Genomic DNA, 20,192 nt, shown 5'->3' on the forward strand with positions numbered 1-20,192 from the left:
ATCAATATTCCGTTATTTTTCACCTTTATTGAGCACAAAAAATGAAAATACAGGCGCTTTTAGATGCGTTAAAAACGCAAATTATTGAGCTAGAAACTCGAATAGAACCAATAAAAGACCAAGAATTTTCGCAATCTCGTTTTGATCTACAGCTATTTAGTCATAAATCGGCACGCCTTGGCGATTGCCAAAATGAATTAAATAAACTCTACCAGCAACTTTGTCACAGTGTTTCTTTGAACAACAATCAGCAAGTCAATTTTCTGACCGAGAAAATTGTTCATCAAATACAAGCTATTTCACGTGAAATTTCAACACAGCCATTACGCGAAAAAGAGACCTCTTTCACGAAGAAAAAAGAACATATTGATTTATACGAGCGTTTATCTCAACATCAAGACTTCGAACGTCGTTTACAAGCTATGGTCAGTGAGAAAGAATTGTATTTAAGTGGCTTAACCAATCAAACACAGCAATATCAATGTCAAAAAGAACTGGCAGTTTTAGCGGGGCGTTTATATCGCTGTCGACAAGCCTTATTACGTATTGAAAAAGCCATTGAACATCAAGAAGGCCAGTTTTTAGAATAAACGCACAAATGAAATAAACCAGAATCTGAAAATAGATAGATAAAGGAATATCGATGAATTCATTAAAGGACGCCCCAATTGAAACCCAACTCGCCGTTGATCTTATCTATTTGTTAGAGTCATCTGACATTAAAACAGAGATCGTACTGAAAGCCCTTGATATTGTGAAAAATGACTATCTCAGCAAACAAGCAGCAGACATCATCGATGAATGCCCAAAATCACGCTAACACTTATTAATCATCCGTTTTATCATTATTTTCTTTAGGTATGCGTTTAATTTCTTGCACTTCATCGCCTTTATTATTATGCAGATGCACTTCCAACTGATTAAAGGCAATATTGATATCATTCTCTCGACATAGTCTATCAATTTCCCGATTAACTTCATCGCTAGTTGTCCCACGATCGCCTATTTGACGGACGTAAAAGCGCAGCTCATGATCCAAAGTACTTGCACCAAAGGTGGTAAAATAAACGCCTGGCGCGGGTTCTGTCATTACTTTGCTATTTGATGTCGCTGCGCTCAATAAGACTTCTTTCACTTTATCTAGATCCGAGCCATAAGCTACACCTAATGCCACGGTGATCCGAGTAACCGTATCGGAAAGAGACCAGTTGATCAGCCGTTCTGTAACAAAAGCTTTATTCGGGATGATCACTTCTTTGCGATCAAAATCAATAATGGTAGTCGCACGAATTCGAATTTTACTCACGGTACCTGAATAAGTACCAATTGTAACGGTATCCCCAATACGGATCGGCCTTTCAAACAATAAGATGATCCCTGAAACAAAGTTAGCAAAAATTTCCTGCAAACCGAACCCTAACCCCACCGTTAACCCAGCGGCAAGCCATTGTAGTTTATTCCAAGTGACTCCAATCATCCCCATCGAGGTTATAGTACCAATACCAATGATTATGTAGGTCAATATAGTGGTGATCGCATAAGTTGAGCCTTGTCTTAGCTTTAAACGTGATAACACCAATACTTCTAATAAACCGGGTAAGTTCCTCGTCATAATCCAAGACACCACGATAATAACCAAAGCGAGGATCAGATTAGCCAAGGTAACCGATTGAAGAATATTTCCCCCTTCAGGAGAAGTCGTGGTAAAGCTCCATAAATTCACACTGTCTAAAAATGAAAATATAGTAATAAAATCAGACCAAATAGCATAAAAACCAAGGGCAAAGATGATGAATAGCACCATCGTGGTTAAGCGCAATGACTGTTGGCTAATCAATTCAATTGTCATTGGGGGTTCTTTGATTGGTTCATTTTCAGTATCTTCTTGCTTAAGCATCGCACGACGCTCAAGAGCTCGTTGATACGCCAGTTTCCGCGCAACCAGTGTTAAATCTCTTAAACAAGTGCTGTAAGTGATATACCACAACAATAAAAGATAAAGGCTATCAAGCCAGCGATTCGCTAATCTTAATGTGGTGTAATAGTACCCCGCCATCATGAGGCCAATCAGTATCAAAGGGGAAAACGTCAGCATCGTTATCACAACTGAGCGTGTCAAATGACTGCCTTTTTCTCGCCAAACTTCTTTGCAAAATGGGATAGTAAAAACACACAACAGCAATAATGAAACCAACACAACGAGCTGCCCAATCACATCATCAGAGACCTTAAGTGGGTTAGTCACGCCATAAGTTGAAAAGTAAATTAATGGAATTAGAGGGATGGATAGTCTAAGCATCCTGCGCCGAATTTGGGCCGCTTTTTCTTTTTCGATTGAAAAATGTTTCTCAGCAATACCTTCTGGTTTTAATATTCTAAAGGTCAGTTCAAACAAAATCCAAAAAATAGCAAATTGTAAACAAAAAGCCCAAACAAATTCACCTTGTGCATTCCCTGTTTTCAAAAACCAATAACCCGCAGCAATCACCACAAGAGAAACAGGTATCGTCTGTAATAACGTCAATAACAAGGCAAAAGGCGTATTTAAAATACTATCTTGCCTAAGACTAGAAAGGCTTTTATTTATATCATGTAACTTATTGCTAATTTTCCGATTTAACCAAATAAAGGCTAATGCAATAAAGAGCAAGGGAATAACAACCAACATTGAGTTAGTAAATCCCTTTTTAAGACTGCCAGTAGACAGGTTAAAATCAAAACTACTGACTTGTGCTGCCGCGGCTTCAGGGAAAGCTTTCACCCATTCAATATCAATAGGTTTATTACTATTAACCCAAAATATTTGTTGAGCTAACGTATTTTCAAGCGAACTTATGACACTCAATAATTGATTTTGATCTAACTGTAAATTAATCGCTTGAGAGATTTGACTACCTAACTGAAGATTTAATTCATCCAGTAGTTCACGACGGACATCCAGTAATCTCACTAATACCGCTTTATCTTCCGATGAAAAAAGATCGGATGTAACGTGTTCATCTCCCGATGTCACAGCCTGCTGACGTTCTAAATTAGTAATATAATCATTAACTTGATACAACACATCCCGTTGCTGATTAACATCAAATTGCTCAAGACGTAAATCAGCAATAGTAATCGGTAAATTTTTAGTTAAAATATCAGCAGGTAAATCAATTTGTTGCTGAAATAAAATACGCGATAATAATAAACTTCCCCGTAAAACATTAATTTGCTCTTTAAGATTGCGTTCCGATTGAGTCGCTCTTTCTAACCAGGCTTTTACTCGAATACCATTTTGTACTAATTTATTGCTACCTTGTGTTGCTTCAATCAACCGATTACTCAGTTGATTATTAATCGCAATTTCTTTTTGAATAATCGGATTTTGTTGTACCTGTATACCAGCCTCAGAGGTACTCTGAGCTTCTCTCACTGTGGATTGAGAGTCATTAAGGCGCTTATTATTAATCACCTCTTGAATAAGTTGGATATGCCCTTCGAGTTGTTCAATATAAACCGCGGTATAATCACGCTGTTTCTGTAAAACATCTTGTAGCTGCGTATTAACCTGTAATACACGCTTTTGAAATTCATTTTGTTGCTGCAATAAATACTGTTCAATTTGCAGCATATCAATTTGCGTCGGCCGTAATTTTACCGAGTCGTTTATCGTACTGTTTAACTCATTGCGGATTTCTTGTAATCGCCTCACATTATCTAGCATCATAGCCTGAGCACGTTCGGGCTGAGTCTGTAAACCAATTAACTGACTATTATAAGTAGCTAAATCATTTTGCTCAGATTGTAAATTCTCCAAATAACGAGTTAGCATCTCTTCTAATTGAGATAGGCTGACATTTTCAATTTTTTTGGAAAAGTTAGCAGCTTGATTTTCACTTTGATTTTTTAATTGAAGTAATCCTTGAACCGCTTGTTTGGACTCTTCATTGGCACGATTGATTTTTTTTTGCAGTTCGTCTAGCTTTTGATCTAACTTATCTAGCTCATCATAAAAAGAAAGGGATTTTTCAAGATCTGCGATCGCTAATTTATTATCTTCGCTCACATTACTTTTTTTATTTAATGTATTGAGCTCGGCTTTAATATCGTTTTTACTCGGAAAATTGTTAGTGGTTATTGCCATTGCATGAGCGGAGAAAAAGAGAATAAGCGTCAAAAATACGCCCACTGAGTATAGCCACCTATTTTCTTGTTTCATCATAATGTTCTGTTTCATTACAACCCAACTCATGATACTTCATCTAAAATGCGACTTAATGGTAGATATTGCATGCTAGCAATTTAATTGCAGCACGCAATCTCATCATTAAAAAGTGAGAACTTTATCAACTTCGAGTGTCCAATTAGCCAACTCAACGAGAGTACCAATTTCGACACCATCAATTAAAGGTAGCTCACTTATACCTCTTGCATCAGTGCAAGTTTTACAAAGCTTAACAGGTACCTGTTGAGCCGTTAAAATCTCTAACATCTGTTGAAGATTATAACCCTCTTTTGGTTTTTGCGCAGTGATACCCGCGCTCACCGCATCTGACATCAAAAATATTTTTAAATCCGTTTCTGGATGCAGCTCTTTTATGGTAATTGCTAAACGTAATGAATTGAATAATGTTTCGCTACCATAAGGTGCGCCGTTGGCTATAATCAGAATGGATGACATTTTACTCTCCAACTATTGATTGTATTTAAATTGCTATGTTTAATTTGCTATATTTAAACGGCGATTATGTTCAGATTTCGTTTAACCGTATTGCTGGGTTATGTTTAAACGTTTCTAACAGTGTATCAACCAAAGTAATCGTATATTGATTCATATTAAAACTTTCGGGTTGTAATAACCAAGTTTCAAGTAAACCAGACATTAGGGAACGTGTCATTATAGCCGCACATTCAATATTAAGGTTGGCTGGAAGTTGTCCTGCATCAATACATGCACGTAAAATATCTAAAATACGACATTGGCTCGCAACATAGTTTGCTCTTTTAAAGTCAACTAAAGCAGCCATTTCACCAACAAGTTCGCATTTTAAAAAGAAAATTTCCATCAATGCTCTGTTTTTAGGACTCTCAATAAAATCAGTCAAAATATAAATGAGTAATTCTCTTAGTATTGAGAGCGGATCGTTGGTATATTTAGAGCGATAATATTCTTCAGCTTGTATTATTTGATTATCACCAAATTCACAGGCTTGATAAAAAAGATCGACTTTATTTTTAAAATGCCAGTATATAGCACCTCGGGTAACACCCGCTGCCGCAGCTATATCAGCTAATGATGTGGCAGAAACGCCCCGTTCAGAGAATGTTTTGATAGCAGCATCTAAAATCTCTTGGCGGGTTTCTTCAGCCTGTTGTTTAGTTTTTCGTGCCATTTTGACTCGTTTTTATCGAAAGCAGATTTACATACATTCGTGTATGTTTGTATTATAGCATAGTGATAAATCTTATTGTTTACCATTTTTCCTATTTTTATTTTAAAACTCATATTGATTAATTGAGGTTACTTATGCGAAAAAACAGAGGGGTGTTACCTCTGGCTCTGTTGGTTCTTTCAGGTGGCTTAGCTTTATCAGGTTGTAACGATGAACAGAAAGGTGGCGGTGAACGCCCGGCGCCTGAGGTAGGAATTGTTACGCTTAAAGCTGAACCTCTGACTGTCAAAACCGAATTACCAGGCCGTACATCTGCATTTCGTGTTGCTGAAGTTCGCCCACAAGTTAGTGGGATAATTTTGCAACGCAATTATAAAGAAGGTAGCGATGTCGAAGCAGGTACATCTTTGTATCAAATCGATCCTGCACCTTTCCAAGCTACCTATGACAGCGCAAAGGCAGAACTTGCAAAAGCACAAGCAAATGCAAATTTGGCCGGTTTGACCGTTAAACGTCAAAAACAACTCATTGGTACAAATTACATTAGCCAACAAGAATATGACCAAGCGACCTCAACTTACGCACAAGCTTTAGCTTCGGTAAAAGCAAGCGAGGCGGCTGTTGAAACTGCACGTATTAACCTGAACTACACTAAAGTCACAGCTCCGATTAGTGGCCGTACAGGCAAATCAAATGTAACTGAAGGTGCTTTAGTTTCAAGTGGTCAAGCAACTGAGCTAATGCGTGTTCAGCAACTCGACCCAATCTATGTAGATGTAACTCAATCAAGTGATGATTTTTTACGTCTGAAAAATGAGATTGAACAAGGTTCTATTCAAAAAGAAGTGGGTAAAGCGCCTGTAAGCTTAGTCAATAATAACGGCAAAGAATATGCGCAAAAAGGAACACTTGAGTTTTCGGATGTGACTGTTGATGAAACAACAGGTTCAATCACTATGAGAGCGGTCTTCCCGAACCCGAATAAAGAGCTTCTTCCTGGCATGTTCGTGCGCGCTATTTTAGAAGATGGCGTTATTGAAAAAGCAATTTTAGTTCCACAGCAAGGGGTGTCTCGTACAGCTCAAGGAACTTCTCAGGTCATGGTTGTTGGCGCTGAGAATAAAATTGAAGTTCGAAATGTTAAAGCAGCACAAGCTATTGGCAACAAATGGTTGGTTACTGATGGTTTACAAGCAGGTGAACGCGTTGTCGTCATTGGCTTACAAAAAATCAAACCTGGCATTGTTGTTGTTCCTAAGGAAGCTAACTTAGAAACGCAATCCATAGACAATCAGGCTAAACCTGAAGAAAAGTCTAAATAAGGGAGCGGCTGATTAATGCCTAAGTTTTTTATAGAAAGACCAATTTTTGCGTGGGTAATTGCGATTATCACCATGCTTGCTGGTCTGTTGGCAATTATCCAGTTACCTGTTTCTCAGTACCCGACTATCGCACCTCCTGCTGTTTCTATTTCAGCTAACTACCCAGGAGCCGATGCCTCAACGGTACAAAATACAGTAACTCAAGTTATCGAACAGAACATGAATGGTATCGATAACTTGGTATATATGTCATCAAGCAGCGATTCATCGGGCTCAGCAAGTATTACATTAACCTTTGAAGCTGGCACAGATGGTGATATTGCGCAGGTTCAGGTGCAAAATAAATTGCAGCTGGCTATGCCATTATTGCCACAAGAAGTACAGCAGCAAGGGATTAGTGTTGATAAATCCACAAGCTCATTTTTGATGGTTGCAGGTTTCGTTTCTAATGATGGTTCCATGGGGCAATATGACATTGCCGACTATGTGGGATCAAACGTTAAAGACCCACTTAGCCGAGTCAACGGTGTTGGTGAAACCCAACTGTTTGGTACCCAATATGCAATGCGTATTTGGCTCAAACCAGAGCAACTTGTAAAATACAATATGACGACAACCGATGTCATCAATGCGATCAAAGTTCAAAATAACCAGGTCGCAGCGGGACAACTCGGGGGGACTCCTCCTGTTGGCGGACAACGTTTAAACGTTTCCATCATCGCTCAAACTCGTTTGAATAATGTTGAAGAATTCTCCAATATTTTACTGCGTGTTAATCAAGATGGTTCCCAAGTTCGCTTAAAAGATCTTGCAGAAGTTCAGTTAGGTGCTGAGAACTACAGTACTATCGCTCGCTTTAATGGTAAGCCAGCTGCTGGTATCGGTATCAAATTAGCCACAGGCGCAAATGCACTAGACACATCAAACAACGTTCGTACAGCGCTTGAAGATATGAAGCCATTCTTTCCTCAAGGCCTAGAGATTGTTTACCCTTACGATACAACGCCTTTCGTTAAGATTTCCATTAATGAAGTGGTAAAAACGTTAGTTGAAGCAATCATGCTCGTTGTTGTGGTTATGTATTTATTCCTACAAAATATCAGAGCAACTTTAATACCAACGATTGCGGTTCCAGTCGTATTGCTCGGTACCTTTGCCATCTTATCGGCATTTGGTTATTCCATTAACACCTTGACCATGTTTGCGATGGTACTCGCCATCGGGCTACTCGTCGATGATGCTATTGTCGTAGTCGAAAACGTTGAGCGTGTTATGCAAGAAGAAGGCTTATCACCAAAAGAAGCGACCAAAAAATCAATGGGTCAAATCCAAGGTGCATTAGTCGGTATCGCATTAGTACTATCTGCCGTATTTATCCCAATGGCCTTCTTTGGAGGAGCGACAGGGGCAATTTACCGTCAATTCTCCATTACCATAGTTTCATCAATGCTTTTATCTGTACTGGTAGCAATGATTTTAACACCAGCACTGTGTGCAACGATGCTTAAGCCAATTGAAAAAGGCAGCCATGGTAGTCAAAAAGGTTTCTTTGGATGGTTTAACCGGACATTTGAAAAACAAGCTCACCACTACACTGATAGCGTAAGTCGTATGCTTAACGGCACTGGCCGTTACTTATTGATTTATCTTGTCTTAGTTGCGGGCATGGCGCTAATGTTTGTTCGTCTACCTTCTTCTTTCTTACCAGCAGAAGACCAAGGTGTATTCCTTTCTATGGTTCAGCTACCGCCGGGTTCAACACAGGAACAGACGCAGGCTGTACTAGATGAAGTGACTAAATACTACCTAGTTGATGAGAAAAAGAATGTTGAATCTGTCTTTACCGTTGGAGGTTTTAGCTTCGCAGGTCAAGGACAAAACATGGGTCTTGCTTTCGTCGTTCTGAAAAACTGGAGCGAACGTAAAGGTGATGAAAACCACGTTGATGCTATTGTATTACGTGCAAATATGGCGCTTTCCAAAAAGCAAGAGGCTATGATCTACGCCTTTAACCTACCGGCAATTGTTGAGTTAGGTACTGCTGATGGATTTGACTTTGAGTTAGTTGATAGAGCTAACTTAGGACATGAAGCACTAATGCAAGCCCGTAATCAATTACTTGGACTCGCGGCCCAACATCCAGAAATGCTTCAAGGTGTCCGTCCAAATGGGCAGGATGATACATCCCAATACCGTGTTTATATCGACCAACAAAAAGCTCAGGCTCAAGGTGTTGCAATCAGCGATATCAACGCAACGCTAAGTTCTGTCTTTGGTGGAAGCTATGTAAATGACTTTATCGACCGCGGTCGTGTGAAAAAAGTTTATGTACAAGGTGACGCTGAAAGCCGTATGTTACCATCCGATATTAGCAATCTGTATGTCCGTAATAACCTCGGTAAAATGGTGCCATTCTCTGCATTCTTGGATACATCTCAAGATCCTTGGAAATTTGGTTCACCACGTTTAGAGCGTTATAACGGCGTGCCTGCAATGAATATTCAAGGGCAAGCTGCACCTGGTAAGAGTACAGGTGATGCGATGTTAATGATGGAACAACTGACCACCGAAAACTTACCTGCTGGTATCGGTTATGAGTGGACAGGTATGTCATATCAGGAACGTTTAGCAGGTAACCAAGCTCCAGCCCTGTATGCAATTTCATTGATTGTCGTATTCCTATGCTTAGCTGCATTGTATGAGAGTTGGTCTGTTCCGTTCTCTGTCATGTTAGTTGTACCACTAGGGATCATCGGTGCATTACTCTTTACCTCTATACGAGGCTTAGATAATGACGTTTACTTTAAAGTGGGACTCCTTACAACCATTGGACTCTCGGCGAAGAATGCAATCTTGATTGTTGAATTTGCCAAAGACTTGATGGAAAAAGAAGGAAAAGGATTGGTTGAAGCAACATTGAATGCAGTTAAAATGCGTTTAAGACCAATTTTGATGACATCATTAGCCTTTATGTTAGGTGTTATTCCTCTGGTATTTAGTAATGGTGCGGGCTCTGCATCCCAGAACTCTGTAGGTACAGGCGTTCTTGGTGGTATGTTTGCTGCAACATCACTAGCTATCTTCTTCGTTCCAGTGTTCTTCGTGGTGATCCGTCGCCGTTTCTCGAAGAAATCTGAAGATGTAGAACATAGTCATCCACCGACAACGAATAGCTAATTGTTATCTATAAAATGCCAGTCAGTAGACTGGCATTTTATAGATTAATATACTTACATTCCTCTTCCAAAAAGATGATTTGAAAGATTAGTTGTTCTACTTAATAGCTCTGTTGTTTTAAAACCACTAACCATCCCGATATCTTTATCCGCTCCTATAGACGATGTAGATTCAATCAAAGTAGAGGTAGTAACATCTTCATTACTATAATAAGTCTGCAATGTCATAAGGGGCCCACGTTCTTGATATACTTCTATTAATTTATCAAGTCTGACGCTTTCTTCTTCATTAGGTAAGATTATATTTAAATGTTGGTGCTGCTTTGTCTGAGGGCCAAATACTTGCCGAAAAATTAATTTTGTCTGATACTTCACATCAAAAAAAACTAGATCATCTTTATTTCGATCAACTACAACTTGATTCAGATCTTTTATTATCAATACAAGGTCATCCGTCTTCATATCGATAGCATTATTATCAATAATAATTGTTTCACTTTCTTTCCACATTGACTCACTAATAATGTAGGTATCATGCCCCTCTTTACCATTAAAAATAATTTTTCGAATACCACTACTTTTATACATAGTTAAAAAGTTATCAACATTGCTACCCGATTTAATAAAAACTGAGCTTTTTTCATCAAGACTATTTTTATTAACTGAGCTATTAATAACATGGATAATCACATCATCATTTGAGGTTTTTAAAATTAAATTTTCACCACTCCTTTTTATATCTTTAATTTTAAATTCAGAATATAGCTGACTAGGACTGTTAATTAGCTCTGGATATATCAAAGCACCTTCATTTGAAAATGCTTGGTTAACAATGATAGAATTTATTTTTTTTTGTGAATATAATTTTCCATTCTCTCTATCAAAAATAAATATCGACTCCTTTAAACGATCATAACCTAAAAAAGTTAATTTTTTACTCGAAGAAAATTCAGTAGAAACAAAAAGTCCCTCATTTACATACCAAGCATAAAGGGAGTAATCATTATTTTTATCCGTTAGTCCAAAAATTGAAATAATAGTATCATTATCAACACGAACCATTAGTTCATTAAACCACATACTGTATTTTTTTAACCACAACTCATTTACTGCTATGATACTCGGCAGCCCAGTAGTTGATATATGATATATACCTCCATCTTTGGTTATTGCGATGCAATTGCCCTCCCAGTTAATAGCATTAATCACATTTTTAAGATCAATTGCTTGCGCAATAGGCCCACTGTCATCTTGAAGCTCTAAAGGTAAACCTTTTTGCCAATAAACAGTATGATCACTAGAATTATAAAAATAAAAAACCTCTTCTCCTTCATCATTATATTGACTATTAATATAAATTAAATCCTCATATACATCACTATGCGATACTTTTTTATTCTCTTGATTAGCTAATTTATATGAAATATCTTTTTTTATATTGGCCTTTATTACTACACAATCCTTTATCCGTAACCAAACTCGTATATTTTCATTACTATTTAATTTTCCAAAAATCATAATGGTATCAGATAGTTTTACTTCTTTATTTTTTAGCCGTTTACCTTTAACATCATAATTAAATGCCATTTTAGGATATAAAAGAGACAACATCTCATTTTTATTCATCTCATTCTTAAATATATCAACTTGTTCCGAATCAAAATAAGATGAAATCTTCCCCCTAGTAGATACACTCACTAGGTTAAGTGTATTATTACTATATTGATACACACTTTTAATTTCATGACTATCTTCTTTTGAAATGCAGCTCATATAAATATAATTGTTCATTTTCCATATCTTAATATCTTTAATTTTTTCTCCAAAATCATTGTCAAAACAGTACTTGACCAATGTTTTATTTGAATCGATATCAATAATAAAAAAAACTGACTCATCTGGTAAGCTAATGTATGCATGACCATCCGCGACTAGCGATAATACCGCATTTTCCCCCGATGCATAGCCTGGTTCAATATAAAACATTTTACTCTTTTCAACATCGTAAAAGGCTCTACCTATATCAATCCCATTATGCTGATAATTATCTATCGTAATATATTTCTCATATAATCGATGATTTTTAGATAACATATTTAAATGTTTATCAACCGATTCTTGATTTCCTGTCCAGTTACTAGCATCTTCTTTAATAATTTTTACCATTTTATGGTCTAATTCCACAAAACTAGTTTCATTATTCTTACCAACAATCATAATCGAGCCGATATTTTCAGGAGATATTAGATTAATAGTTACACCCCCAACTTTTATTTTACCTGAATAAAATTCAACATTATTATTTGGCAATGAATTTACGTTAATAATCCAATTAGATTTCTTATTATTAAATTCATGACTTAGCAATGTTAATTCTACACCCTCACTAAGATAAATTTGATAGTTACTATTAAATCCTTCTATTTTATAATTTAATAACCCATGCCATTCTTTAGGTAACGTCGGGACAATTAAATGTCTTTCATTATCATCTAATATAATATCAATTTTTGTTTTAATATATTCTTGCTTAATACTAGATATGATATACTCAGATGGAAATGTATAATAATCAAAATCAAATTTTTCACTTCCCTCTATTCTTCTCAAAATATTAAATCCTAAATCATTTCTGCTAGTTGAACCCGGTAGCATACTATGCTCATAATTAATATAAGATCGAGGTGTATTCGGTAAAATAATAGCCTTGGATTTATTATAATCTACATAATGCGTATTTTCTATATATCCCATTTCTTCGCGAACATTCAATGAATCTTCTCTGTCATGATTTATCACATTCGCATATGACGGCCAAAAAAAATAATTTCGCTCCCCCCCACCTTCTTCATGTTCTCCTGAACGATATATATACTGGCTACCAAAGACCATACGGCTATTTTTAAAATCAATTAGCTCTATTATCCCCCCTTGCCGAGCCACTAAAAATTCGCTATCCGAAATATAATCAAATCCATTCCCTTGATAAGCTTTATCCAATAAATAAAAATATCTCCCTACAGCCTTAGCATCTTCCGTAATCGTTGCAAAATTTGCGGCAAGTGAAGCAAACCCAATAGCTAAACCACCGAATATCACCCCACCGCCACCACAGAATGCTGCAACGCCAGTTGCACCAGCGGCACCAGCCGACATGGATGCGATACCAAACGTCAGTGATGCAGAATCAAATGCTAGTTGTGTTCCAAAAATAGTTTTTTGAGGCTCTGTTTCAGACTGCGTCAATTCATAAATATCTAACCCGACTAATGTGCCATTAAAAATAAGTCCAATTCCTTCATTTGCAGTCCGAGCTACACTGGAAGTAAAGGTATTCATACTACTTTTAAGTGTACTGGCATCGTCCTGCCATAATAATTTAACGGCATTACTCACTTTAAACATATCATTTATAGCACCATGCGACATCATAGTGAAACCAACGTAACTATGTATTTTTAATGCAATACCCAAATTAGATTCAGCTCCCAGTGAAGAACCTCGATTTTTATTATTAGCCCATTGAATTAATGTTTGAATCTCAATTCCCATATTTAAACCATCTGCAGCTTCAACATCATCTATACTATCTTCTCGTATAAACCTATCTTTAGATAAAGTATTATGATTTTTTATTTTATCTATTTGTTGACTAAAATAATGAGAAAATTCCAGAAATGTACTATCTGATGTTTCTATCCAGCGAGGCTCTACAGTTTTATCCTGATGCAAAAATTGTATTAGATAATCACCTTCTGCTAATTTTTTAATATTAGAGAAATTAATTAACCATTTATTATCAAGATGATTTTCATCCGCAAGTCGCTTCACTGCATCATCAATTCTTTCTCCCCACTGTTTTGCATCAATAACTTGTAATGATGCTTGTAATTGTAGATCATGATAGATAGCATTTTTTTGTTCAGCAACTAAACTCACTTTTGCTCTTCGTTCACTTATTTCATTTAATTTATTTGCATCATGTAAATCATCAACAATCAAACCAGAACCTATAGGAACATCTGCCATTTTATCTATATCAATAGTAATTAATTCAAACTTGGGATCTTTTTCATTCCCCATAGCATTATAAAATGCCGCCATTTTCTTTTTTAACATATACTCTTTAATTCCACTAAATAACTTAGCTTCATCATTAAATCCAAATATCCCAAAGTTTGGATCATAAAAATAATATATAGCTCCCTCCGAATTCACAATTTTCCCTAACAACATGGCATGCTTTGTCGTATTAAGAGAATACATCTGTGTTGTATTAGACTCTGAAATTTTATGCTGAATTTCAGTCAAATTTAATATACCATTTGAAATAGATGCTTGATTCGCTAACACATTAGAATGTAAAGTAATTAAACTTGTTTTTAATCGTTTAGAACTTTCTTCATCAGGTAAAGATATTGCATAGTATAGCTTATCAATTAAATGATCTGCCCCTGTTTTCCCTTCTTTAGCTAGCGCCACCGCCATAGCTCTAACTAATGGATAACAACGACCACCACTATTGTCCTTTACTGACAGTAGATAGAAATCCTGCGGAATAAGTCGTATATTGTCACAACCTGAATGATGAAAAAACTCTTTTATTTTTTCACCTTTTATTAAAATTAGTGCAATATATTCTTTCTCAAACTCAATTTCAATATAACGACTTAAAGCCCCTCTCTGCTCTATTGTTAACTCGCAATTTAAATATACTCTTTTTAATTCAAGTGATGGTAAATTTTCCAGAGAAATAGGGAACCTGATCTTACTATAATTATTATAACCATAAAAAAAATGACTATTATCACGATTCACATCATCCATAAGCAAAAATTTAAATCTCTGTTCTACTGAAGAGTCAAACTCCTCACCTTTGCCTAATTCAACTGATTCATCATAATTATGATCTATAACTGAGCTACTTCCTTCCATATTTTTTATTTTTAACCAAAGCCAATTTCTTTCAAGTATCAAGACTTCAGATAATAATTTATTATATTTTACTTTAAAATAGTCACACTTAGTCTCAATCAAAAAAATATCATTTTTTAATTTTTTATATCTATCTATTTTAGAACCAGATTCAAATTCAAGCTCACTCAACTCAATTTTTATTTTATTTATTTCAACAAAATAAGCGCTAGTTTTAAAGTTTATTACATCCTTTACTTCCTGAACTAACTTAGACCACGTTCTTGTTTTCATATTATATAATGAAAACTCTCCAGGGTTATATTCTATATCATATATATTTTCAGTATTAACGCCAAGTTCTTTAGCTGCGTCAATTAACTCTTGATGTTTCATATCACGTTCTATTTTAAATTTATTTACATTCTCCATCTGATCTCGTATTAAAGGAAATTGAACTAAAAGTGAAGTTGTATTATCTCTTAAATAAACTTTTGGTACACCGCTAATAACTTCATACTTTTGTTTTTGCAATACTAATTGCCAGGTTTCATTTTCATATTGCATATATGCCATCCCAATACCTACATCAGCACCTTTAATTTGATAATCCTTATAATCTACAGCCATCACTACATTATCATAGAGTAGCGAACTATTAACTCTCTCATCATGATAAACCCGATATGTTGTTTCATTTAATTCTGTAACAACTACTGAAGAGCTAGAAAGTGTACCTGTAAATAAGAACTTCGTTTTAGATGGATGTTTTGGTATATCGATATATGCAGGTGATTTATTTGACTGACTAGTCTCGCTATACCCTAGAAAATAAGCTTCAACCATCATAGATGCGTCTTTCTTTGAAGCATTGATTACGAACTCCATTTCATAGGAATAACTGCTAGTTTTAATAAATTGAATATCTACTATAGAAGATTTTTTTATTTTATTAGTGATACAATCTAAGCTAATTGCATTTTTAATCACAAACTCTGATGAGTTCGATTTGAATGACTTAATATCCAAGCTGGCAAGCCTATTTTTTAATCTTACACCACTAATCATGCCTGACTTTAATTTTTTATCATTAATTGCTTGTAAAATAAAACTATATTTTTTCATATTTGAAAATTTATTTTTATTTTTAATTGTTAAAAATAAATTAAAATATGAATCATAAAATATTCCCTTGCTTTCATTTTCATTTATCACATTAAGCATATTAATTCCCTTTTATTATAGATAAAAAACATTTTAACGACTAAACAGATTGTAATTGAAAACAATGAAATTTTTATGTGAATAATAAAATAACATAAATCATTACACCTATATTATTTTTTGATACAAGAATAAAAACAAAAAATGAGTTATGGTTTATGACTTCAATTAGGATTATTATTACAAGGAGATGTAATGAATAATGAAGCTTTTTTTATCTGTCTAGCAACTACTTTTCTATCTTGCTTTAATTTCCCTGTCTTTGCTCAATCTGATGTAGCCAAAGCGAAAGTCATTAATATTGAAGCCCCCCTTAAAAATGATATTTCATTCAATTCATTCGATAGTTTATCATCTAATGAGCACGGACTTATTTTTAATAATGATATCGGTGATAATATTAACTTTACTGATAAAGCAGCAAAATTAATATTAGCCGAAGTGACAGGAACTGAAGAAAGTAAAATTCAAGGAATACTAGGTATTAAAGGACAGGCTGCTAATCTTATTATAGCCAACCCTAATGGAATTTCATGGGTTGATGGAACCGTAAGCAATATCAATAGTCTTTCTCTTATCGCAGGTAGTATGGATAAGCAATATATAAAAAATAAAAACAAACAGTTAGAAGCTAAACCATTAGAAGACTATAGCCAGTTAAAATTTTCAGTTAGCCCAACAAGTCAAATCAGTATTAGTCAGCAGCAAGCGCAACCAATTCAACTATCTAAACTAAACGTATTTGCTGATCGAATTAAATTACAAAATGCGATAAATATTACCTCTGCCATACAAAACTATTTGAGCACATCGGGAAGTGCTTCCATTTCACCAAGAGAAGGTATTATTCGTTCAGGTTCTAAATTTAAAACAAGTATTCCCTATAGCGAAGGTAGTCAATTAGAATTAAGCGAGAATGCAAAGCTACTTGGACGCTTGATTTCATTTGAAAGTCATCAATATCAATGTAAAGATAGCTTTTTATGTCCGCAAAATAACATTGATATTAAAGGGCTTATTCAAACCATGAATTTTTCATTACGCGGAGATGCTGATTTCTCAGTAGCTAGTTCAGGAAAAATTCAAATAGGAAAAAACCAGCAAATACTCATTGCAAAACCCATACAGTAATGCAAACGGCCTCATAAATTATGAGGCCGTTATATACTAAAGATACAATGCTAAATTAGTGTCTACTAGAGCCAGAAGAACCATGCAAATAGTGAGATAACAATGATACAGGCAACATTTAATACCGCACCGACTCGTACCATCTCAATTTGCCTTATATAACCAGACCCAAAAACAATTGCATTTGGTGGTGTCGCTACAGGCAACATAAAGGCACAAGAAGCACCAATACCAATGATCATTGTCAATACGATTACAGGCATACCTAATGCTTCTGCAACTGTTGCAAAAATAGGTACCAATAATGCCGCACTTGCTGTATTACTTGTAAATTCAGTTAATATAATAATGAAGGTCGTAACAGCTAAAATAATAATAAACCAGTGGCTCTCACCAAAAGTTAATTGCATCCAGTCGGCCATAATCTTACTGGCTCCTGAAGTACTTAAAATTGCACTCAAAGTTAAACCACCACCGAATAGCATTAATACGCCCCATTCAGTATTTTTTTGAATTTGAGACCAAGTCGCAACGCCTGTTATAGCGATTAAAATTGCCGCACTCATTGCAATAATTGTATCTAAATCTTTAATGCCACCGAGTGCTTCACTAATAAAAGTACTCGTAATCCAACAAACTACTGCTAATAAGAAGATAGTCATTGCAGTGATGCGTTTACCGTTCCATTCAACCTGTTCTAATTCTATTTCAAAGCGGTGTTTAAGATTTGGACGTAACATCATATACATCAAAGCAAACATCATGGGTAACAACACTACCATGATTGGAATACCGTATTTCATCCATGATAGAAAATCTAAACCTAACGCCGCAGCGGCGATTGCATTTGGAGGGCTACCTACAATCGTTCCTAAACCACCGATACTGGCACTATATGCCACGCCCAATAATACGAACACAAAAGTATTACGTTCATGGCGAACATCGAGGTTAGATAAAATACCAAGCACTAAAGGTAACATCATCGCTGCCGTTGCAGTATTACTAATCCACATTGATAACAGTGCCGTTACGCCAAACAGCAGCAAAACAGCAACAGAAAGTCGTCCACGAGCAGCCATCAGTAATCGATTGGCAATCAATCTATCTAAGCCTTGAATATGCAAAGCGGTTGCCAATGCAAATCCACCGAAAAATAAGAAAATGATCGGATTTGCAAAAGATTTAAGCGCATCACCAGTATTCATTAGCCCTAAACCAACTGCTAAAATTGGAATACATAGAGCAGTTATCGTAACGTGAATCGCCTCAGTTAACCAAAGGACTCCCACAAAAACCATCATTGCCAAGCCTGCATTGGCTTTATCGTCAAAAGGTAAATATTTCAAAAGTAAAATTAATATTACTATATCAACAGCTAAGATAATCCATCCCCTTTTATTTGGTGGGGTAGGTCCTACTGCTGGTGTCAAGGATTCAGAAGCGTCCATATAAACTCCGTAGCTCGGAAGCAAATTAGTTTCGAGTATTATTGTTAAAATTTATTTACGAGACGTGGAATATAGAGTTAATTGAATGGGATGAAAATGTGGATAGTCCAAAAATGAGACCTATACCGCGCAATTAAACTGTTTTTTAGTTTAAAAGATAAAAAACAATCTACTTTGTCGACAAATTAACAGATTATTTAACTGGTTTCTTTGACTTTCTATTGAATAAAAAATGGGAAGCCTAAGCTTCCCATTAAAGATATTTGCTAAGCAAAATTTAAATTATGCTTGGCCTTTAACTTCTTTCAAACCTTTGAATGGCGCGCTGTTACCAAGAGCTTCTTCAATGCGAATCAATTGGTTGTATTTAGCAACACGGTCAGAACGGCTCATAGAACCTGTTTTGATTTGACCTGCCGCAGTACCCACTGCTAAATCAGCAATAGTTGCATCTTCAGTTTCGCCTGAACGGTGAGAGATAACCGCCGTGTAGCCAGCATCTTTCGCCATTTTAATTGCAGCCAAAGTCTCAGTCAGTGTACCGATTTGGTTGAACTTAATCAGGATTGAGTTAGCAATACCTTTATCAATACCTTCTTTCAAAATCTTGGTGTTAGTAACGAATAAATCGTCACCAACTAATTGAATTTTATCGCCAAGAACTTTAGTTTGGTATGCAAAACCGTCCCAATCAGATTCGTCCAGACCATCTTCGATAGAAACGATTGGATATTGCTTAGTCAACTCTTCTAAATAATGAGTGAATTCTTGTGAAGTGAAAGTTTTACCTTCACCTTTCAGCTCATAGTTACCTGTTTCTTTGTTATAAAACTCAGAAGCTGCACAGTCCATAGCCAGAGTCACATCTTTACCTAGAACGTAACCTGCTTGTTCAACAGCAACTTTAATCGCAGCAAGTGCAGCAGCGTTTGATTCTAAGTTAGGTGCATAACCACCTTCATCACCAACAGCGGTGCCCATACCTTTAGATTTGAGCACTTTCGCTAAATGATGGAAAATTTCAGAACCCATACGAATCGCTTCTTTCAGCGTTGGTGCACCGACAGGCTGGATCATGAACTCTTGGATATCAACGTTGTTATCTGCGTGCTCACCGCCATTGATGATGTTCATCATTGGCAAAGGCATTGAATATTGACCATGAGTACCATTCAGGTCAGAAATATGCTCATACAGAGGCATACCTTTTGCCGCAGCTGCCGCTTTAGCATTTGCTAAAGAAACCGCTAAAATTGCATTTGCACCAAATTTAGATTTGTTTTCAGTGCCATCAAGGTCAATCATGATTTTATCAATGTTGGCTTGATCTTTTGCATCTTTACCGAGCAGTGCTTGAGCTAATGGGCCATTTACTGCACCAACTGCTTTAAGAACACCTTTACCTAAATAACGTGCTTTATCGCCGTCACGTAGTTCTAGCGCTTCACGAGAACCCGTAGATGCGCCTGAAGGAGCAGCAGCTAAACCAACAAAACCACCTTCTAAATGAACTTCAGCTTCTACAGTTGGGTTGCCACGAGAGTCAATGATTTCACGACCGATCACTTTAACAATTTTAGACATTAGGTTTTCCTCAGT

11 protein-coding genes are annotated in these 20,192 nt (G+C 36.0%); 5 read left to right on the top strand and 6 right to left on the bottom strand.

Translation table 11 applies throughout. The features are described 5' to 3' along the window. Positions 1–41 precede the first annotated feature (41 nt). Positions 42–590, top strand: a complete 549-nt coding sequence (locus DD649_RS06460) for a primosomal replication protein (protein ID WP_294104859.1) — start codon at positions 42–44, stop codon at positions 588–590. 53 nt (positions 591–643) lie between these two features. Further along, positions 644–820, top strand: a complete 177-nt coding sequence (locus DD649_RS06465) for a YbaM family protein (RefSeq protein ID WP_294104860.1) — start codon at positions 644–646, stop codon at positions 818–820. A gap of 6 nt (positions 821–826) precedes the next feature. Here the strand turns inward: DD649_RS06465 and mscK are convergent, their stop codons facing one another. From mscK to acrR, 3 genes are all read right to left on the bottom strand, one after another. After that, on the bottom strand, positions 827–4,204 hold the full coding sequence (mscK, locus tag DD649_RS06470) for a mechanosensitive channel MscK (RefSeq protein WP_294105074.1): 3,378 nt from the start codon (positions 4,202–4,204) through the stop codon (positions 827–829). 105 nt (positions 4,205–4,309) lie between these two features. Further along, entirely contained in the window at positions 4,310–4,663 is a 354-nt protein-coding gene (locus DD649_RS06475; protein WP_294104862.1) for a DsrE/DsrF/TusD sulfur relay family protein, read from the bottom strand. Positions 4,664–4,733: 70 nt separating this feature from the next. Continuing rightward, positions 4,734–5,375, bottom strand: coding sequence for a multidrug efflux transporter transcriptional repressor AcrR (gene acrR, locus DD649_RS06480; protein WP_336429632.1), 642 nt, complete (start codon positions 5,373–5,375; stop codon positions 4,734–4,736). Positions 5,376–5,509: 134 nt separating this feature from the next. Between acrR and DD649_RS06485 the strand changes: the two genes are divergently transcribed. Both DD649_RS06485 and DD649_RS06490 read left to right on the top strand, forming a co-directional pair. Further along, positions 5,510–6,697 (top strand): efflux RND transporter periplasmic adaptor subunit, encoded by a 1,188-nt coding sequence (locus DD649_RS06485; protein WP_294104868.1) that lies wholly within the window; start codon positions 5,510–5,512, stop codon positions 6,695–6,697. 15 nt (positions 6,698–6,712) lie between these two features. Beyond that, on the top strand, positions 6,713–9,874 hold the full coding sequence (locus DD649_RS06490; protein WP_294104870.1) for an efflux RND transporter permease subunit: 3,162 nt from the start codon (positions 6,713–6,715) through the stop codon (positions 9,872–9,874). 53 nt (positions 9,875–9,927) lie between these two features. On the opposite strand, the gene DD649_RS06495 is transcribed toward DD649_RS06490, so the two are convergent. Next, positions 9,928–16,011: a TcdA/TcdB pore-forming domain-containing protein gene (locus DD649_RS06495; protein ID WP_294104872.1), complete on the bottom strand. Its 6,084-nt coding sequence runs from the start codon at positions 16,009–16,011 to the stop codon at positions 9,928–9,930. A gap of 195 nt (positions 16,012–16,206) precedes the next feature. On the opposite strand from DD649_RS06495, the gene DD649_RS06500 reads away from it, so the two are divergent. Then, positions 16,207–17,142 (top strand): filamentous hemagglutinin N-terminal domain-containing protein, encoded by a 936-nt coding sequence (locus tag DD649_RS06500; RefSeq protein ID WP_294104874.1) that lies wholly within the window; start codon positions 16,207–16,209, stop codon positions 17,140–17,142. 65 nt (positions 17,143–17,207) lie between these two features. On the opposite strand, the gene DD649_RS06505 is transcribed toward DD649_RS06500, so the two are convergent. Both DD649_RS06505 and eno read right to left on the bottom strand, forming a co-directional pair. Beyond that, positions 17,208–18,593, bottom strand: a complete 1,386-nt coding sequence (locus DD649_RS06505) for a DASS family sodium-coupled anion symporter (RefSeq protein ID WP_294104876.1) — start codon at positions 18,591–18,593, stop codon at positions 17,208–17,210. Between the two features lie 282 nt (positions 18,594–18,875). Beyond that, positions 18,876–20,177, bottom strand: coding sequence for a phosphopyruvate hydratase (gene eno, locus DD649_RS06510; RefSeq protein ID WP_294104879.1), 1,302 nt, complete (start codon positions 20,175–20,177; stop codon positions 18,876–18,878). Between the last annotated feature and the right edge of the window lie 15 nt (positions 20,178–20,192).

The sequence above is a fragment of the Providencia sp. genome (assembly GCF_003533305.1).
Classification (GTDB): Bacteria; Pseudomonadota; Gammaproteobacteria; order Enterobacterales; family Enterobacteriaceae; genus Providencia.

Bases quoted from the DNA above. Each gene is read 5' to 3' on its own strand.
- DD649_RS06505 (WP_294104876.1), bottom strand. From the start codon at position 18,593: ATGGACGCTTCTGAATCCTTGACACCAGCAGTAGGACCTACCCCACCA.
- DD649_RS06485 (WP_294104868.1), top strand. From the start codon at position 5,510: ATGCGAAAAAACAGAGGGGTGTTACCTCTGGCTCTGTTGGTTCTTTCA.
- acrR (WP_336429632.1), bottom strand. From the start codon at position 5,375: ATGGCACGAAAAACTAAACAACAGGCTGAAGAAACCCGCCAAGAGATT.
- DD649_RS06475 (WP_294104862.1), bottom strand. From the start codon at position 4,663: ATGTCATCCATTCTGATTATAGCCAACGGCGCACCTTATGGTAGCGAA.
- DD649_RS06490 (WP_294104870.1), top strand. From the start codon at position 6,713: ATGCCTAAGTTTTTTATAGAAAGACCAATTTTTGCGTGGGTAATTGCG.
- DD649_RS06465 (WP_294104860.1), top strand. From the start codon at position 644: ATGAATTCATTAAAGGACGCCCCAATTGAAACCCAACTCGCCGTTGAT.
- DD649_RS06500 (WP_294104874.1), top strand. From the start codon at position 16,207: ATGAATAATGAAGCTTTTTTTATCTGTCTAGCAACTACTTTTCTATCT.
- DD649_RS06495 (WP_294104872.1), bottom strand. From the start codon at position 16,011: ATGCTTAATGTGATAAATGAAAATGAAAGCAAGGGAATATTTTATGAT.
- mscK (WP_294105074.1), bottom strand. From the start codon at position 4,204: ATGATGAAACAAGAAAATAGGTGGCTATACTCAGTGGGCGTATTTTTG.
- eno (WP_294104879.1), bottom strand. From the start codon at position 20,177: ATGTCTAAAATTGTTAAAGTGATCGGTCGTGAAATCATTGACTCTCGT.
- DD649_RS06460 (WP_294104859.1), top strand. From the start codon at position 42: ATGAAAATACAGGCGCTTTTAGATGCGTTAAAAACGCAAATTATTGAG.